At 41.5% G+C, this 17,788-nt stretch carries 14 protein-coding genes and 1 pseudogene; 5 read left to right on the top strand and 10 right to left on the bottom strand.

Features of this window, described 5'->3' with window-relative positions; genetic code table 11:
• Nucleotides 1–138: 138 nt before the first annotated feature.
• Nucleotides 139–690 (top strand): TetR/AcrR family transcriptional regulator, encoded by a 552-nt coding sequence (locus C161_RS25530; RefSeq protein WP_036673661.1) that lies wholly within the window; start codon nt 139–141, stop codon nt 688–690.
• A gap of 412 nt (nt 691–1,102) precedes the next feature.
• On the opposite strand, the gene C161_RS25525 is transcribed toward C161_RS25530, so the two are convergent.
• On the bottom strand, nt 1,103–1,714 hold the full coding sequence (locus tag C161_RS25525) for a DUF1349 domain-containing protein (RefSeq protein ID WP_036673660.1): 612 nt from the start codon (nt 1,712–1,714) through the stop codon (nt 1,103–1,105).
• Nucleotides 1,715–2,195: 481 nt separating this feature from the next.
• Between C161_RS25525 and C161_RS25520 the strand changes: the two genes are divergently transcribed.
• Nucleotides 2,196–2,636 (top strand): GNAT family N-acetyltransferase, encoded by a 441-nt coding sequence (locus tag C161_RS25520; RefSeq protein ID WP_036673659.1) that lies wholly within the window; start codon nt 2,196–2,198, stop codon nt 2,634–2,636.
• Nucleotides 2,637–3,603: 967 nt separating this feature from the next.
• Here C161_RS25520 and C161_RS25515 read toward each other — a convergent pair.
• Both C161_RS25515 and C161_RS25510 read right to left on the bottom strand, forming a co-directional pair.
• Complete coding sequence (locus tag C161_RS25515) at nt 3,604–5,514, bottom strand: beta-glucoside-specific PTS transporter subunit IIABC (protein WP_036673658.1); 1,911 nt, start codon at nt 5,512–5,514, stop codon at nt 3,604–3,606.
• 80 nt (nt 5,515–5,594) lie between these two features.
• Complete coding sequence (locus tag C161_RS25510; protein ID WP_036673657.1) at nt 5,595–8,288, bottom strand: glycosyl hydrolase; 2,694 nt, start codon at nt 8,286–8,288, stop codon at nt 5,595–5,597.
• A gap of 306 nt (nt 8,289–8,594) precedes the next feature.
• Between C161_RS25510 and C161_RS25505 the strand changes: the two genes are divergently transcribed.
• Nucleotides 8,595–9,596 carry a helix-turn-helix domain-containing protein gene (locus C161_RS25505; RefSeq protein ID WP_036673655.1) on the top strand — a complete coding sequence of 334 codons (1,002 nt, stop codon included), beginning with the start codon at nt 8,595–8,597 and terminating at the stop codon, nt 9,594–9,596.
• Between the two features lie 356 nt (nt 9,597–9,952).
• On the opposite strand, the gene C161_RS25500 is transcribed toward C161_RS25505, so the two are convergent.
• From C161_RS25500 to C161_RS25480, 5 genes are all read right to left on the bottom strand, one after another.
• Nucleotides 9,953–10,165, bottom strand: a complete 213-nt coding sequence (locus C161_RS25500; RefSeq protein WP_051449945.1) for a hypothetical protein — start codon at nt 10,163–10,165, stop codon at nt 9,953–9,955.
• A 282-nt stretch (nt 10,166–10,447) separates the two neighbouring features.
• The gene (locus C161_RS25495; protein WP_152683060.1) at nt 10,448–11,431 is read right to left on the bottom strand and encodes a glycoside hydrolase family 43 protein; all 984 of its coding nucleotides are present in this window, start codon (nt 11,429–11,431) and stop codon (nt 10,448–10,450) included.
• A 28-nt stretch (nt 11,432–11,459) separates the two neighbouring features.
• Entirely contained in the window at nt 11,460–12,278 is an 819-nt protein-coding gene (locus C161_RS25490; protein ID WP_370739079.1) for a carbohydrate ABC transporter permease, read from the bottom strand.
• A 31-nt stretch (nt 12,279–12,309) separates the two neighbouring features.
• Nucleotides 12,310–13,206 carry a carbohydrate ABC transporter permease gene (locus tag C161_RS25485; protein WP_036673654.1) on the bottom strand — a complete coding sequence of 299 codons (897 nt, stop codon included), beginning with the start codon at nt 13,204–13,206 and terminating at the stop codon, nt 12,310–12,312.
• Nucleotides 13,207–13,290: 84 nt separating this feature from the next.
• Nucleotides 13,291–14,628, bottom strand: a complete 1,338-nt coding sequence (locus C161_RS25480) for an ABC transporter substrate-binding protein (protein WP_036673653.1) — start codon at nt 14,626–14,628, stop codon at nt 13,291–13,293.
• A gap of 242 nt (nt 14,629–14,870) precedes the next feature.
• Here C161_RS25480 and C161_RS33165 point away from each other — a divergent pair.
• Both C161_RS33165 and C161_RS33160 read left to right on the top strand, forming a co-directional pair.
• Nucleotides 14,871–15,038, top strand: a pseudogene (locus C161_RS33165) (GntR family transcriptional regulator); the annotation flags it as partial.
• A 368-nt stretch (nt 15,039–15,406) separates the two neighbouring features.
• Entirely contained in the window at nt 15,407–15,952 is a 546-nt protein-coding gene (locus C161_RS33160) for a substrate-binding domain-containing protein (protein ID WP_235193935.1), read from the top strand.
• Nucleotides 15,953–16,139: 187 nt separating this feature from the next.
• Here C161_RS33160 and C161_RS25470 read toward each other — a convergent pair whose 3' ends face one another.
• Both C161_RS25470 and C161_RS33155 read right to left on the bottom strand, forming a co-directional pair.
• Nucleotides 16,140–16,976: a class I SAM-dependent methyltransferase gene (locus tag C161_RS25470; protein ID WP_017688250.1), complete on the bottom strand. Its 837-nt coding sequence runs from the start codon at nt 16,974–16,976 to the stop codon at nt 16,140–16,142.
• Between the two features lie 464 nt (nt 16,977–17,440).
• A complete protein-coding gene (locus C161_RS33155) occupies nt 17,441–17,527 on the bottom strand; it encodes a hypothetical protein (RefSeq protein ID WP_405144675.1) in 87 nt (28 codons plus the stop codon).
• Between the last annotated feature and the right edge of the window lie 261 nt (nt 17,528–17,788).

The following is a 17,788-nucleotide window of genomic DNA, read 5'->3' as shown; positions in this document are numbered from 1 at the left end:
CTACCTATTATCATTTCTTGTTTAATCATCCGACAACATGTTGTATGATGTGATTATAAATTTTCAATATTCATTGATCAACCATCAGTTTTTTATGATTTGTCGGATGATATTCTTAGACGCTAATAGGAGGAAAACATGAAAAAGCAACCCCAAATAACAGAAAAAACAAGACAAACCTTTGTTGAAGTTTTTTGTGAGTTATATAGCCAAAAACCAATCGAGAAAATTTCAGTTCAGGAAATCGCGAATAAGTCAGGATATAACCGTAGCACCTTTTATCAATACTTTACTGATATTTACGAATTGTTAGATGCTCTTGAAAATGACTTATTGAACGACATAAAAGAAGAATTGGCGAAAAAAGAGCTATCGATGCATACGGTTCAAGATGCGCTCCATTGTCTGGACAAAAAAGAACATCTTTTGGTTCTCCATGCCCTTTTAGGTGATTATGGAAGTCCCCGTTTTTTAAAACGCTTAAAAAAAGAAATTACTCTAAATCAGTTGGAATTAAATGTTCCGCAAAACCCTGCCTTAACGCCATACTTGATTGAGTTTTACCTGTCAACCTCCCTTTCCTTATTTCGTCTTTGGCTCCAGCGACAAAAGGATTTATCGTCAGAAGAGTTTTTCAAGTTAGTGGACAACCTCTACTCAAAGGGGGTTACGTCCTATTCTAAAGAATGAGTCTGGCATTCAAACCTAATCGGTGTATAGTACAATAAAAAAACTGCCCTTTCTTGTGGTACGGTTCACGCTTAAACTATCTTGCCCGTTAGTTTAAGGAATTGAAGGACAAGATGACGATTAGATACACGCCTAATCGGCAATAGGAACATGTTCTTGTCCAATACGGTAATCGGTACAAGTTCTTGTCCTTGGCCCGGGACAAGAACTTGTACCGATAAAACAAAAAAGCCGCTAAAATAGCGACTTCAATGGGACCATGTTCTTGTCCCTCGACATTGTAGGTATTGTTGGCTCGGGACAAGAACTTGTACCGATAAATAAAAAAGCGGCTAAAATAGCGACTTTAATGGGAATATGTTCTTGTCCCTCGACAGCACCAATTAAAACTGCATTGCAGGTTGTATTTAGGTTATTCGCCGAAACGAATATTTTTAACAGTTTTATTGACTAACGAGAAGTTCTGGAAAGTCCGTGGTCCACCCTCTCCTAATGGCGCCTGTGCTTCAAGGCCAACCTTAATGGTCTCTTCCACTGGTAGTGTAAAGAAACGCATCATCACATATTTGAGACCATCCAGTGAATAGTGGAATGCAAAGGAATTGCCGACTCGTGCTATTTGTAGCCAAATGGTGTCACTGTCGATATTGGACCCGTTTGCATCATCCGATGTTTGATTTGTTACTACGCTAACTACTGCATGTGTATCAAAATCTGTTTTTTCAAAACAAGCTTTAGCCCACACCTGGAAATCCTGCATAATCATAAGTGTTGCTGAATCATAAGTGTCCTTAAATCCATGGGAGACTTGAGCACGCATTACAAAATCCCCCGTAACTTCTTGATAATAAAAAGGTGCATTGGCAAGACTCTCTGGTGTGATCCCTTCTTCTGAAACGGGTCCAGGTCCACAATTATTAAAGAAATCGGATTTAGCAGTTGCCTCAATAATCAATTTGTCATTCTCAAAGGTTGCTTTGCTTTCATTAATCCATTTGAAATGTTCAAAAGCTGATTTTTCCATCTAATTGCCTCCTTAAATTATGTCACAAAGTATCACTAAAACTTTAAGGCTTAATAACCATGTAACTTAGGTCACTTTATAAACGTATATTGAAATCATGTTACAAAATGGCAATGTTTCTTTTACCGAATTACTGTGGTTGACCTCTGAGAATTCTATCTTATATTAGTTTCCCCCTACTGTCGTGTACAGTGGCATTCTTTTTAATAAAACGATCGTTCTTGAAAAAGAATACATTGATTCTTAGGTGTTTGAAAACTAGGAGTCAGATTAATGACTTTTCCAAATCAAATATAGCTACTTGGGAACGATCAGTCAACATATCGGTTACATGGATTGAGATCGTTTTTTGTAATCGTAGTCCTTTAGCTCCTCTTTTTTTGTTGTATTTACAACAAAAAAATTATCGTTTATAATCATTCTAAAAGTATGTTTAATTTGTTTTTAATTACAAAATGAATTTCTGAAAGGATTATAAGAAATGAAATCAAAAAAAATAGACTCAATTGAGGGGCTCAACATCGCTTTTCAAATAAGAGAAGAAGTGTTTGTGAAAGAACAAAATGTACCAATTGAAGATGAGTTTGATGATTATGATAATTTAGATGGACAGTGTGAGCACATCCTGGTCTATTTTAATGAACTACCCGCCGGAACAGGCAGAATTATTATTCGAGATGGCGTAGGTAAATTAGATCGAATATGTATCTTAAAACCTTATCGCGAATATGGTCTCGGTAAATTAATCGTTACATCACTGGAAGAAATTGCAGAAAATAAAGGAATATCCAAAGTTAAATTACACGGACAGACACATGCAGAGGGATTTTATCACAAGCTAGGATACCATACTACCTCCGATGTATTTATGGAAGATGGAATTCCGCATTATCTAATGGTAAAAGATTTATTATCGAAATGATGCCATTATCACGTGTAAATCAATGTTTAATTTATGCAATAGGTATCTTAATTCTAACTCTTGGCATTACCTTGACCATACAATCAGATTGTTTTTCAAATTTTTGTGTTTCGGCTGCGTTTTGGTTGTTGCAGGAATAGGAACGGCCATGTATCTACAGACCAATTTTGCACCGATTCCGATCGATCGGTTAACACTCTCACTAAAAAAATAACTCGAACGAATATATTTTTTTCGAGATTCGAGAACTCTGATTAACGTTGTACTTCTGTTCACGGCATTCATTTTTGGTGGACCCATAGGTATAGGAACTGCACTGGCTGTCTGCTACAGTGGGGCCATTTTAAATGTTTTTATGCCATGTATCAGAAAGATGATAGAAAAATTGAGTTCAACAGAACCAGGAAGTAATGAGGTGGATGGAAACAATTCCGCTAAAATCATCGTGTATATAAGACTTTAGTCTTTATGAGTTGTATCTACTCATTATTTAGGTCTTTGTCTAATCGGATATGGGAACAAGTTCTTGTCCCTCAACGGCTAGTTTTATTATGAAATCTCACTAATGTAATCCTTAGCAACCCGTGTTTACCCTCAGAAACTCAGTTGCTTCATCTTGACGCGACAATTGTATAATGTGTATTTGTCCTAATAAAGCCTTACCTGAATGTACTTTTTACTTAGATATTCATCTAATCGGTAATCGGACCATCTTCTTGTCCATTTCGGTAATCGGTACAAGTTCTTGTCCTTGGCTCGGGACACGAACTTGTACCGATAAAACAAAAAAGCCGCTAAAATAACGCCTTCAATGGGAATATGTTCTTGTCCCTGGACAGCATAACACATAGTGCTGTTATTGAGCTAATGTCAATTTATATGATCTCTTGACTTTAAAAAAATAGCCCGCTATGCGAGCGAGCTTGATAATCATCTTCATTGAGTTAAAGAACATAAGGAGTTGCCTCTACACTTTTATTGTAATTACTGGACTACCCGCAGAAATATGTTGTGCCCCCATCCGACTTACTGACACATAATTGTCAGAGTTCGTTATTATCAGCGGAGTAATCAATTCAAAACCTCTTTCTTTAATTTTCGCCAAATCTACTTCCATCAGGACATCACCGACATTCACCAAATCACCTTCTTGGACTTTGAGAGAGAAGCCCTCGCCTTTCAGTTTGACCGTATCAAGGCCAACATGGATAAGAACCTCCACACCATCGTTGGCAATGACTGCAATCGCATGTCTTGATTTGGTTATCGTGGTAACTACACCTTCAACAGGAGATACAATCGTTCCGTTTGAAGGGATAATTGCAATTCCTTTGCCCATCGCTTCACTAGAGAACGCCTCATCTGCAACATTTGCAAGGTCAACAACCTCTCCAGTCACAGGGCTATACACCGTCATCTCTGCTTTCGTAACAGATGAACTTGAACCTTCATCCGTTTCCTCAATACCGGAAACAGATACGGAATCCGTTGTGCTTTGCGTTGCTAACTCGCCGGATTTGGTGCGGGTTTGGTATCCCCACAGATAGGTCAAAATGAAACCAACCACCAGACCCACCGCCATTTGCAACACATAACCATAGAAGCCGGGATCAATGCCTTGAGGATTGACTGCACCAGGAATACCGAATACGCCGGATGGAGCAAATGCATAAACTTTGGACAAAAAGGCTCCACCGATCACTCCACCAATACTACCACCAATAATCGCCATTATGAGCGGTTTTTTTTGAGGAAGCAGTACACCGTAAAGTGCAGGTTCACTCACACCGAGCAATGCTGTGCCACCCGTTGAAATACCCAGTGTTTTCAGCTGTTTATCCCGTGCTCTCAGTCCAAAGGCCAAGGCTGCGCCTGCCATCGCAAACTGATTCGCTGCCAGTAACCCCATCACAGAATCGTAACCAACAGTTGCCATGTTGTTAATAAAGATTGGGATAAAGGCCCAGTGCAAACCAAACATGACGATCAGAATCCATGGTCCACCCAATACAAGTCCAGCAAGAATCGGATTAAAATTGTAGATAGCCGTTGTAATATCAGCAAGACCGTTACTGAGGTATGTGATTACAGGACCGATGATGAACAGTGTCAGTGGCACCGTAACCAAGAGTACGATAAATGGAGCCAGAAAATATCTAAAACCTTGCGCGATACGCTTCTCAATAACACGATTTAACAGGGATGCAAACCATACTGCAACAATTGCGGGGAATACGGATGATGTGTAATTCATGATATTCATCGGCAGACTGAGGAAGGTCAACTGCTGCTCAGAGCCTACAAAACTCACTAGCGCGGGGTAGACCATGGAACTTCCAATAATCATTCCCACATATTGATTCAAGCCAAAGTATTTGGCGGCGGAGCTACCCAGGAAAATCGGGAAGAAATAAAACAGTGCATCACCGATAGCATTCAGTACGATATACGTTCCATCCGTTGCCGTCAGAGCACCGAATGCAGATAGACAAGCCAGCAATCCTTTAATAATACCACTTGCTGCAAGCGCTCCCATAACAGGCATAAAAACACCGGAAATCATGGATGTGAAGCGGTCAAAGAGACTTTTTTTCTCACCTTGTATCTCATTGGAGGATTCAGTATTGCTCATGTCTCCCAGGAGGGAAGACAGCTCATTAAATACGGGAACAACCTGATTCCCGATGACCACCTGATATTGTCCTCCTTGCTGAATAACGGTCAGCACGCCATCCATTGCTTTGATCTCTTCGGCATTGGGGATTTTGCTGTTTTTGAGTTCGAATCTCAACCGGGTTACACAGTGGGTAACCTTATTGATATTTTCTTTGCCTCCGACACTGCGTAACACATCCGTTGCCAGTTGACGATGATCCATGCCTGCTCACTCCTTCATGGGTGAGATATGGAATGAACAAATAAGCTCGTGTGCATTCAATGTGCATTCCATATCTATTCTCAGTACTCTAAATAGACATTACCTACAATACCTGTCGGTTCCTGAATCAGGAACTGGGACAGGAAATCTTGCTGTTCTTTTACAAGCGTATTCGTCACTTCAATCACAAGTCTGTTGCCCTTTGGTTCTAAATATCCGCTTGCTTCGTACGCATAAGGCGGACAGATTCGCGTTCCGATATCATGCCCATTCAGCCACACTTGAGCTACTTCGTACGGTTCATGAATGACCAGCCGCGCTGCTGCCGGTACTTCGTGCATATCGAACTCTATTTCATATCGCACGGTCCCCGAGAACTCGGGTAACATCGTCGGTACGGCAAGTGAAGTAAGTTCAGCACATGTCCCATATGCAGAGAATTCCGGGTATTGCTTAGCCGTTGCCAAGGAGAGCTTCCACTCTCCTGTAATCTCGTGTAGGTTGGTGTATGAACAATGTGCAGTTGAGACTTCCGCGATCTCCTCACTCAGTGCAGTCCCCTGCACAATCAACACAGATTCATATTTTTCGAGCCTCAAGGAGAATGATTGCTTGTTTCCATACATCCTGGTGTGAAGTGGTGAGAGTGTATTCGCAAAAGCATTATAGATGTACATCTCATCCACGCCTTTCAAAGCCGGAACGGTAATCGTGGTCTCAATCGCTTTTGCCGGATCTTCATTGAAGAACATATATACCTCACCGTCGTTATGACGGTAGTGGTAATAACGCAGGTAGGGCTGGTATTCCGAAACGGTGATCTCATACACATGGTCACTCCGCAGGCGCGTCGCCAGTTCATCTAGTGCAACAATACTCACAGATTTATGCTTCTTCAGATCTGACAACTCGCTCGTGCAATCCTCTCCTTCACTGCTTCGAGCAGGAAGTCCATCCACGAAATAGACCTGTAAACCCGCTTCGGCATAGGCAACCAGTTGAGCAATTAATTGACTCGGTAGCGCTTCGGCATAAGGAATAATCAGGGCAGGGAACTGTTCACGGTTCATCTGGAGTTTTCCGTCTTTCACCTGCGCCGAGATCACCAGTTCCGATGGAACGATGTCAAAATCTATCTGGTTCTGCGTAAGCTCTCTCGCGGGCTTCTGGAACAACATATACTCTCCAGCCCACTCCGCTTCTGCATGATACAGAATGGCTGCCGGTGCAACATGCACACCATCCGATAACAGATGACTTACTCTGTTCATGTAGTAAGCTAGTATTGGCAGATACCGATACTGCGGATCATATCCGTTCGCGTATAGATGAGGTGGACAATCTGGATCAGGATACTTTTTCGGCGAAAATGCATGTGGCACAAAATGGTTCACACCCCGTACCAGCATGTGGTCCGTTAGCCATTTCATCAGTTTCAGCCCTTCTCCGAACCCATATGCACCGTACACTTCACACATGGTACGACCGTGCTTCTTAGGGTCCAGGTGTCCGAGTGAGGTTCCCATCTTCGCCATTCCATAATGGAAGAACTCACCGTCCCATCCAGTGGATGTGAATGATTTGTAATAGCCATCATCCATGCCTGGCAGAATCTGATGAAGCACCACGTCAATGCCGGACATATCCTGCCCCCACAGACTGCGATAGAAATGCCCTGTACCATAACCGAGTCTTGCATGAGCGTTATTGTCTTCAATGACATGCCCAATGTACTCTACACCATGGGCGCGACACCACTCTCCCAATCTGTCCGTGAAATGTTCTGCGTATAATCGAGTGATCAGATCCATGTAGCGATAGCGCATCTCTTGTCCTTTCACACCTGCATTCGCCCACAACAAGGGGAGTGAACGAATAACATCATCGTCGGATCCTTCCTGCTTTAACATGTCCTGCAAATCTTCACACCACGGAAGAATCATATCTAGGCGTCCGATGGAAGCCAGTGGTCCTTTTACATTGCCAAACCTTGGCTCATCCGAGAAAAATCCAGCCAGTGTCGATCCAAAATCATCTTTGTATCGATCATAATGTGCCTCGTACACCGTATCAATCAGCACCTGTGTGGCTTCGGGCACAATTGGATTCAGATATCCTTCGGTTGCTTTTTCCCCTCCATCATAGGTAAGAACCAGCGTAAAGATTCTCCAACGCCCCTCAGGCAGATCCCATTGCACCGTTCCTTCATGTAATTGTGAGGTCAGATCAACCAGGGAATCGGGATCAATCTCATCAGGTCCCGTTTTGCGAGCGGCAACTACACCAACAATCCGATCTTTAGCCGAGAAGACTTGCTTTTGTTCTCCCTCATGATCCGACTTTACTTGCTCCACTCCAACACTAATACCTCTCTGGCCGGGTCGTTGCAGCGCCCATTTCACCAGAATTCCCGCCTGAAGCTGGGGTCCGACGAAATCCTGTTGATGTATTTTCAGAAACTGCTTCTGGTACTGGGGATAATCCGTCTTGATTCTGCCAGCGGCATATCCTGTAGGAAAATGAGAATCATCCAGAATCCACACTTTCATCTTCCGGTTACGCGCCTCATCCATGATGATATCCAGATCTGTCCACCATTGGGGCCCTACAAAATCCGGATGCGGGCGGGATTCCACGCAAACCGCCTTGATGCCACTCTCATCAATAATCTGCATATGTTCACGCAGTACAAGTTCTTCTTCACCATGCTGCCAGAAGAAAGGCAAAATATAATTGTTCTCCCGGTTTTCCAACACCTCGGTCATCTTTCTCATCAAAAACCCTTCCCTTCTGCTAGACAGACAACTTCGTTGTTTATGCTCTCTCCTATCAATTAAGTGTCAAAATTACATATTATATAAAGAAAATCCCATATGAACCAAAACATAAATCAATACATTAAAATCCATTAATCAATCGTAAACAGACCAATATAAATATAAACAAAGATGTTTAATCACTTCACACTTTTAATATAGCGCTTTCAAATGAAGACCGAAATATCAAAACAGTACATATTGACTGTCATAAATTCAGATGTTAAGGTTACTACAAACTTCAGCCGACTGGAGGCAGTGAGCATGAATCACGACCAATTGGATGCAAAGCTTCGTAAGCTTACGGATAGGGATCTGCATTATCAGGCTCATCCTTCTGCACACTCTGCTACCTACGATTCATTGAAGAGAGTAGATCATGAAGGACAGAAAGTTTATGTTTTTGCGGACATGATTGGAGAGAAAGACAACATCACCATTTCCAAGCACACACGGTTTGCCGAGGTTCCGCTACATATTCACACTTTTATTGAGCTCAGCTTCGTATATTCCGGTCAGTGCACCCAGATCATCAATGGAAAAAAGGTCACGCTAAAGGGCGGACAGATCTGTATTGTAGATACAGGCATTCCCCACGCCATTCTGTCCACAACGGAAGAAGATGTGATTATTAATATTCTGATTCGTAAGCGTTACTTTTCCTCTTCTTTCCTGAGCAAACTGGCCAACAATGGCATTCTGTCTCACTTTCTGGCGAATGCCATCTCAGATCGTAAGAATCATAACCGGTACATTATTTTTCATTCCGAGAATAACACCAACATTCCTATCCTGATGAGACAACTGCTCTGTGAATTTTATGACCCGTCACTCGGCTCATCCGAGATGATGGATTCCTATATGCTGCTGATCTTCTACGAACTGCTGCGTGTGTTCCAGTACGACACGAATCGTCCTCGCACACTGACGCAGAACAAGGTGACGATCATTGAAATTTTGAAATATATTGAGAATCATTATATGGACTGCACCCTCACATCCACCGCGGAGCATTTCAACTTCAATGCCAACTATTTGTCCACCTTGATCAAAAAAACAACCGGTCAGACCTTCAAGGATCTGGTTCAGAGTGAAAAATTCAACTACTGCGCGTTCTTGCTCGCCAATACCAATCGCCCGATTTATGATATTGCCAGCAGTACGGGGCACAGCAACTTGAGCTTCTTTTACAAAAAATTTCAGGATCACTTCGGCATTACGCCTCAGCAATATCGGGAACAACATGCTGCCAGAATAATGGAATGATAGTGAATAAAGAACCCTTTGCATCTGTTGTGGCTTCCCTCTCGGGCTCAGTGAAATGTTTATAGTTCAACCAATATTGTCAGCAAAAAACAAAAATACTTACTCCCAGGCTTTTATGTCGCTACATGAGTTCCCTCGCAGTAATATTTAGATGAATACCTAATCCGAAATGCCACAATGTTCTTGTCTTTTTCGGCAAAGGAACCAAGTTCTTGTCCTTAGCTTGGGACAAGAACTTGGTTCCTTAAAACAAAAAAAGCCGCTATAATAGCGACTCCAATGGAACAATGTTCTTGTCCCTCGACAATAAAAAAAGTCGCTAAGCAGTTTGATTATAACCTGCCCTATCCTCGGTTTTATTGAGCTATCGTTTCCCGAATCTTTAGATTGCAGCTTCTTCCATAACTCGCCTCAATTTCTTTAGACAATACATTTGTTTGTTCCCCTAGATATTTCAAGTCGTTAGTCAGAACTGTTGTATCGTCGCCTAACCGAGCCATAACTGATACACTTACAACATTTCGAACATCAACATCATTACTTAAAGCCATTTGTTTAATAAAACCCACAAGTATTTTTTCCTCACTTTTGGTTAATTCATGGTTAATTTAAGTGTGAACAACATTTTTATAATTTAACGTTATCTCTTTCCTCTTTAAGCAAGGTTAGCCCCACTCAACTCTTCGACTTATTTGTTAAACTATCCTGCCCTTATGATACGGTTCGAAGTATTATCTGTAGAGCGAAATCGAAGGCACCCAATAGGGTGCCTTCGATTTTCTTACTGTCTCTCTTTGGCAAGTTGGATAAACGAACTCAAATCCATCAACCAACCTTGTTGGGACACTCGTTCATTGTAAAGAACGTGCAAGTGCTGCAACAGAACCGCGGAAATCGGGTCTGCCGTCAGCCGTCCACAAAAGCGCTGTCACAAATGTATGGCGATTCGGATCGTACAGCGGATCTCCTATAATGTTCTTGTACGTTCTTGCGTGAAACACAAATAGCGTCTCTTCGTCGTCCTCTGACACCGTGAAGGAATTATGACCGGGACCATACATTGAGATACTCTCATCTGTAGAGAAAACCGCTGCTTGAGACTTGCGCCATGAGGTGGCATCGAGCAAATCAGCATCCGCATCGGCTTCAAGTAAGCCCATGCAATAATTGAAATCGGTGGCGCTAGCCGAGTAAGAGAGGAATACCCGATTACCCTTGCGAAGAAATGCCGCGCCTTCGTTCACTTTATAACCAATGATCTCCCAGTCATATTCCGGCATCGAAATCATCGTTTGCGACCCAGTCAACGTCCACGGATTGCTCATTTTAGATATATACAGATTAGAGTTACCTTCAATATTCGGATCCTTTTGTGCCCATACGTAATACCGGCTTCCATTATGCTCAAAGGTAGTGGCATCGAGGGCGAAGCTTTCCCACTCGGTACGAACCTGCCCTCTTTCCGTCCAAATGCCTTCGAGCGGATTGGCATTTTCATTCTCTAGCACGTACATCCGATGGTCGAACAAGCCTTCATTCGTTTCCGTCGTGTGTGCGGCAGCGAAATACACGTACCATTTGTCATCAATAAAATGCAGTTCGGGTGCCCAAATATTGGCACTAAGGATACCAGTCTCGCGCTTTCTCCAGATCACTACAGGAGTTGATGTAACAAGCTTCTCAAGGTTCTGGGCTCTACGGATTTCAATCCGATCATACTCCGGAACGGATGCTACGAAGTAATAATAACCATCCGAATGTCTGTAAATAAAAGGATCAGCTCTCTGTTCAATTAATGGTTGAATGTCGTGTGACGCTCGTTGTTGGATTTCCATCTTATCACCTGTTTCATCATAATATAGATTACCCTTTAACAGCGCCTGCAGTCATACCGTCTATGAAATATTTCTGAAAAGCAATGAATAGTATGAAAATTGGAATGATGGAGAAGAAGGAGCCCACGATTAATAAGTCATAGTTATTGCCATAAGGAGTTAACAACGTTTTCAAACCGATTGGAAGTGTATATTTACTCTGATCTCCCAACACCATGAATGGCCACAATAGATTATTCCAGCTATTCATACCATTCAATATGGCCATTGCTGCAAACGATGGCTTCATAATCGGCATAATTAGTCTGAAATAAATCGCATACTCGTTTGCGCCATCAACCCGCCCAGATTGAATAATCTCTTTGGGTATGCTTCGTAGATATTGCCTGAAGAAAAATATTGTCGCGGCATTGGCTATACCGGGCAGAATGATTGCCGAATAGCTATTCACCATTCCCAAATCATTAATTAGGCTGTACAAAGGAACCAGCAGTATTTCGAAAGGCACCATCATAATGAGTAAAACACATATAAAGAGGAAGTTCTTACCTTTAAAATGATATGCTGCAAAACCATATGCAACAAATGCGCTTACAAAAAGTGTTAAAACCACTTGAACGATTGTTAAAATCATACTGTTCCAAAACCACACAAAATAATCATGTTCTCCAGTAAACAGAAAGATGAAATTATCAAAACTCATGATTTCAAAATCCAAACTTAGGTTAAGTCCATATCTAACTAATGATTCACCTGGTTTAAAGGAAGATAGGGCCACTGCGTAGAATGGGATCATAATTATAACGAATAGTATAATGAATAAACAAATAATTACTATTCTAGAGATGAAATCACTCCTCGTCTGACTTCTGCCCACTTTAATCCTCCTCCTTTTTGAACATTCCACTAAATTTCAACTGCGTTAAATTGATAACCATAGCAATGACTAACAGAACGATACCAACTGCAGCTGCGTAACCCAGCTTATTCTGCTCAATCCCTTGTCTATACAGATATCCAACAATGGTTAAGCCAATATTTTGGGGTGATTTGTTACCGTTGAACATCATCAGGCTCTCGGTAAACATTGCTAAACCTGCATAAACACTAATTGTGGTAACATATACCGTGGTTGGCTTCAATAATGGCATTGTGATCGTTCTAAACTTCTGCCAAGCAGATGCACCGTCAATTGAAGCAGCCTCATAATATTCATTGTCAATGCTTTTCAAACCCGATAGATAGTAAAGCATATTAACGCCTGTCCATCTCCAACATGCGAGGATTAACAGTGCTGCCATACTCCAATTTCCGTCTTTCAAAAATTTGATAGGCTCTACACCAAATATACCTAGGAAACTGTTCATTAATGAACCTTCCATCTCACCGAATGTAAGGCGGAAAATGGTACCCGCAACTGCGACAGATGTCAATGCAGGGAGAAAGAAAGAAGATTTAAAAAACTCTCTTCCCATCATTAACTTACTGTTGATCATAACGGCGAATAACATGGGAAAAGGAATCAACAGCACTAAGGTTCCTAACATGTACACAATGCTATTTTTAATAGATGTCAAAAACACTTTATCAGTGAGTAATTTCGAATAATTTGCTTCACCAATCCATTTAGGATCCTGTCCCAGCATCCTATCTTGAAAGCTCATTACGAATGAATTTACAAGCGGAAAAAACCAGAATACCAAAAATATGAGTATAAATGGCAATACAAAAACATAAGGTGCAACTTTTTGAGAGTATACAAATTTCTTTATCATATTCTCAATCTCCCTTGACTATGGTTAAACCTGCCGACCACTGTACCTGCCGACAGGTTTAATCAAATCATTTACTTATTATATTTATTTCAATTCTTGTTCAATTGCTGCTTGTGCTTCATCCAACGCTTCCTTCACGTCTTGGCCATCTTCAAAGATAGCATTCAAAGTAACCGTATTGAATATATTGCCGATGGTTGGTGAAGCTTTAACGGACTTAATCGCTCTAATTTCGTCTTTGATTTCATTCAAAGTATCAAATGCATTTGTTTTAAAGTATTGGACGTATTCATTTTCAGGGTTTTTCGTAACTGCATCATCTTTCCATACTTCCATGTTGATTGGGTCAAATCCAAGTGTATTCCAGATTTCTGTAGTAGCTTCTTTCGAAAGCTTAGCAAAGGCTACAAATTCTTTTGCCAACTGAACGTCTTTACCATTCTTAGTAACAACTGTGCCAGTACCGCCTAAGCCAACGGAACGAGGATTACCTTCTTTGAATACAGGCAATGGAGCTATTGCATACTTACCTTTAAGGTCTTTCATTTCGTTTACAAAGCGGGACATGTACCACTCAGGCATCAATGCACTTGCGTAGTTGCCTTTGTTATATTCACCTTTTGCTTCTTCTGTGTCGGGTTGTCCGCCAGGGATCGTATGAATAACATTGTTCTTCTGCAGATCGACTAACATTTCATACGCTTTAATCATTTCAGGCGAGTTCACTTTTGGATTACCATTTTCATCTGTAAAATCGGCATTTTGCTGAGCTAGTAGCAGCGATGCTTGCCACGAAGCTGATGTATCAGCAGTACCTAAGTACTTGCCAGTCTTTTCGTAAACCTTGATACCTGCTTGTTTGTAATCTTCCCACGTTTTGATTGTCTTGTAGTCAACACCTGCTTGTTCGAGAATTTCAGTGTTGTAGAAAGCAAGCGTAGCACCTACGTGATAATCAAAGCCATAAACCTGATCGGCTTTGGAGTAAATCTCGACACGTGAAGGAACAACAACGTCTTTGTATGGTGTAAATACATCATTCAAAGATTCCAGGGGAACGTTGTCACCTTCCAAGAATTTAGGGAATTGACCAAGCTCAATATCCGCGATATCAGGAGCACCTTTTCCGCTTGTAACTGCCAATAAGAGCTTGTTGTGCATATCATCGTAAGGCATAACCGTTACATTCAACTTAATCTGTTTGTCTGGGTTCTGTTGGTTCCATAACCCCAGCATTTTATCCAAATGCTTGCCGTGCAAATCTGCGAATGTCCAAAATGATAATTCTGTTGCATTCTCACCGGCATTAGCGCCTAATTGTTGTGTTTCCGTTTTTGAACCAGAAGGACTACCACATGCAGTAAAAACAAGTGACATAATCAGGAGAGTAACGATGGAGATTAAAGCACTGCGTTTTTTCATTTGTTCGTCATCCTCTCTTTTTTGTTATGCATTTGAAAAGTCGGCTGACTAGTTAGTTCTGTTAATTTAAGCGGTTACAATCCATCTTGGCACCACCATCCTTAACATAATTCTAACCTTTCAAAGAAAAGACCCCTTCGCAACAATTTTCAGATTCCATATTGTAAGCGCTTTACATGCCGTATTATAATATATATGAAATAAGCTTTATATAACCAATTGATTATAAAATCATAAAGTTTATGGGGAGATGCTACTCTTTGAAAAAGCTGGCGCTCTACAAACAAATTCGAGAAAACATTATACAGAAAATTAAATCAGGGCAGCTTCGGCCAACGGACCGCATTCCTTCTGAACAAGAACTAATGGACGAATTCAGAGTAAGTAAAATAACCGTCAGGAACGCCCTAACCCTACTAGCTGACGAAGGATTAATTATACGCGTACAAGGCAAAGGCTCATTCGTGTCTTCTAGTCTTGTTGTTTCTAGCATCAATTTCTCGCCATCCCCAAGCAGCGCGTGCTCCATGCCGCTCATCGGCTTCATCATTCCGACGATGAGAACCCGTGTCATTCAGAAGCTCGTTGACTACACGGAACACTTCCTACAAGAAGCCTGCCTCAGCATGGTACTAAGCATCACGCGCGAGTCCTCCTCTATCGAATCAAACGTCATTCGTACACTAACGGAGCTCGGTGTGAAGGGATTGATCGTTTTTCCAACAGAAGATGAGAAGTATAACGAATCATTACTGCGTCTGTCGCTCGATAAATTCCCGTGTGTGTTCATCGACCGTATCTGCGCAACATTGAGACGTACACCATTACATCCGACAATTACGGCGGTGCGTATAAAGCTGTATCCCATTTGTTATCCAAGAGTCATCAGCAGATTGCGCTCATCTCACCTGAAAATGCCAATACAGCCGTCGAGGATCGCACGCTCGGCTTTGAGCAGGCGTACACAGATCAAGGCATCTCGATTGACAAGAGCTTGTGGTGTCACATCCCTCTCGACATTCTACGCAGCGAGCAAGCATTGGACTATGTAAGCAACTTCTTGCAGAACCACAGTGGAATTTCGGCAGCCTTTTCCTTGACCGAAGAAACAGCACGCCTTACATCCGCCGCTATCAGTCTTCTGAACGTTCACTCAAATATCGACTTGCTATCTTTTGATAATCCACATCTTTCAGGCGTAGCTTATGTGCAGCAGGATGAACAGGAAATGGCACGAACAGCCGTAAAGCTGTTACGTGAACAAATGGATGATATCTATTCTCCTAAGAACGCCGTTATTCCCGTGCAACTCATCTTCCCTTGACACGACAAACGTTGCAGCCTACACAATGATCTTGTCTTCAGCTTGGGACAAGACTTGGTTCCTAAAAACAAAAAAAGGCACCTCTGTGGAGAGATACCTTTAGCTATATTATCCGCAAGACATGTTTCTGGCTGAGCAACGGATAAACATTGAATAATGCTGCAGATTTCAAACACCATAAATAAATTTAGTTGTCATTGTATACAGCCTCCCTTTTTCGCAGTACCACTACGATATCTGTCTGAGGTACAAATAAATTATAATTCGTTACATGCACTTGTCTCGTTTCGGTTACTGATTCTATCTTTAATTCAGGAGGAAGACAGCGCTCTATGTGAGTAATTAATGTATCTTTGGTAAATCTCCAAATTACACCATCAATTGAAGAGTTCGCCATATAACCACCGTCCGTTACAGAACCTGAAAGAGACTTGAGAACAACCGGGTCCGCAATAATGATAGATCCACCGTCACGTAACAGTCTGCAGCTCTCTATGAAGGCTTTTTTGTGATAGCGAATGTGATGAAAGCTTCTTGCAAACAAAATCATATCGCAACTATGATCAGGTAAAGAAGTTGGTTTATCAATGAAAGCATGGATATAAGAATTAAACCTTCCCCACTTCTTTCCAAGTTTTAGAGCATTTATATTCGGATCCATGTTGAGAAAACGAACATCCTTCTGCTTGCGAAGATACTTGTTCAATAAACCTGTACCACAGCCCACCTGAAGAACATCGCCCTTTAAAGGGGGTAAAACTTTGTAAACATTACGAGGAATAGGAAAATTTTGAACGTACATGGCCAATTCGTAGAAAATCGGATAACGCTCTTGCAATCGAACCAATTTACTGGTGTAGAAAGGATTCCGCTTTTTGTGACGTTTAAAGTCCCATTTGTTCAAATAGTAGACAGGGGTTAACAGCAAGAACAGAATAATAAAGACACTTTGGACGCTATAAATTCCAAGTTTACTAAAACGATCATTGGAATTATGAGACATCATTTGTTTAGAAGTATTCAAAATGATCACTCCCCTCTCACAACGCTATAAATGGTGTAGAACCTCTTTAACATAATAAACGAGTATTTTTTGACTCCTTCACCCCCGTCCATTTGAAGCTGACAAAAGAAGAGCCGTTTACGATGATGCATCACATGTGTTTCAACCACTGGATTTGAAAGAACAGGTTCCGTTATATATTATGAACTGTCTGTATAAGCCGTTTTTGGAGAAATCATTTTTTCGTGGAGGCCTCAATTGGACAATGTTTGTCGAGCGGCGTAACGAATTTCGCAACGTATTCTAACAAATGTTACATCAACAGGAGGCTGATGCTACGCCTTAATTAGCTGCTGCTCAATATCAATCATAGTCGTCTTGGTTTGGAATGGTACAATGTTCTTATCCCTCGTCTGAGCATCGAAAAAGCCGCCCACAGGCGACCTTTTGAGCAAGAATACGATTTTCAATTTGAAGTATGATCATCAGGACGATGGATCATATAGGTATGCAACATGTTCTTCGATCCAATCAATTTGCCTGAATCCATAGCCGGCCATCGTTTGCTGCACATCCAGCACCTCTAATTCCGGTGCCTACCAAGGCGTTTTTTTCGTTTCCATCGGTCGTCCCCTCTTTCTGCAAAAACTGGAACCAAGATGCGAGCACCCTTACATAACTTGTGCGATACAAACTTTTAAGATACGATATGTATCTTTGTGAAAATTATAAGACACAATACGTATCTAAGTAAACAACTATTTCATCCCTTTCTATGGGTTAAGTATTTCCCTGTAGCGCTACTGACCCAAGTTAAAGCCCACTCTCCTCTA

Origin of the sequence: Paenibacillus sp. FSL R5-192, from assembly GCF_000517845.1 — a bacterium.
In the GTDB taxonomy this organism is placed as follows: domain Bacteria; phylum Bacillota; class Bacilli; order Paenibacillales; family Paenibacillaceae; genus Paenibacillus; species Paenibacillus amylolyticus.
Note: the sequence above shows the minus strand (reverse complement) of the source record. Positions and strands in the feature narration are given on the sequence as shown.

Coding starts and splice junctions, on each gene's coding strand:
- C161_RS25495 (WP_152683060.1), bottom strand. CDS start 11,431: ATGGAAATCCAACAACGAGCGTCACACGACATTCAACCATTAATTGAA.
- C161_RS25525 (WP_036673660.1), bottom strand. CDS start 1,714: ATGGAAAAATCAGCTTTTGAACATTTCAAATGGATTAATGAAAGCAAA.
- C161_RS25505 (WP_036673655.1), top strand. CDS start 8,595: ATGAATCACGACCAATTGGATGCAAAGCTTCGTAAGCTTACGGATAGG.
- C161_RS25510 (WP_036673657.1), bottom strand. CDS start 8,288: ATGAGAAAGATGACCGAGGTGTTGGAAAACCGGGAGAACAATTATATT.
- C161_RS25485 (WP_036673654.1), bottom strand. CDS start 13,206: ATGATAAAGAAATTTGTATACTCTCAAAAAGTTGCACCTTATGTTTTT.
- C161_RS25515 (WP_036673658.1), bottom strand. CDS start 5,514: ATGGATCATCGTCAACTGGCAACGGATGTGTTACGCAGTGTCGGAGGC.
- C161_RS25520 (WP_036673659.1), top strand. CDS start 2,196: ATGAAATCAAAAAAAATAGACTCAATTGAGGGGCTCAACATCGCTTTT.
- C161_RS25530 (WP_036673661.1), top strand. CDS start 139: ATGAAAAAGCAACCCCAAATAACAGAAAAAACAAGACAAACCTTTGTT.
- C161_RS25480 (WP_036673653.1), bottom strand. CDS start 14,628: ATGAAAAAACGCAGTGCTTTAATCTCCATCGTTACTCTCCTGATTATG.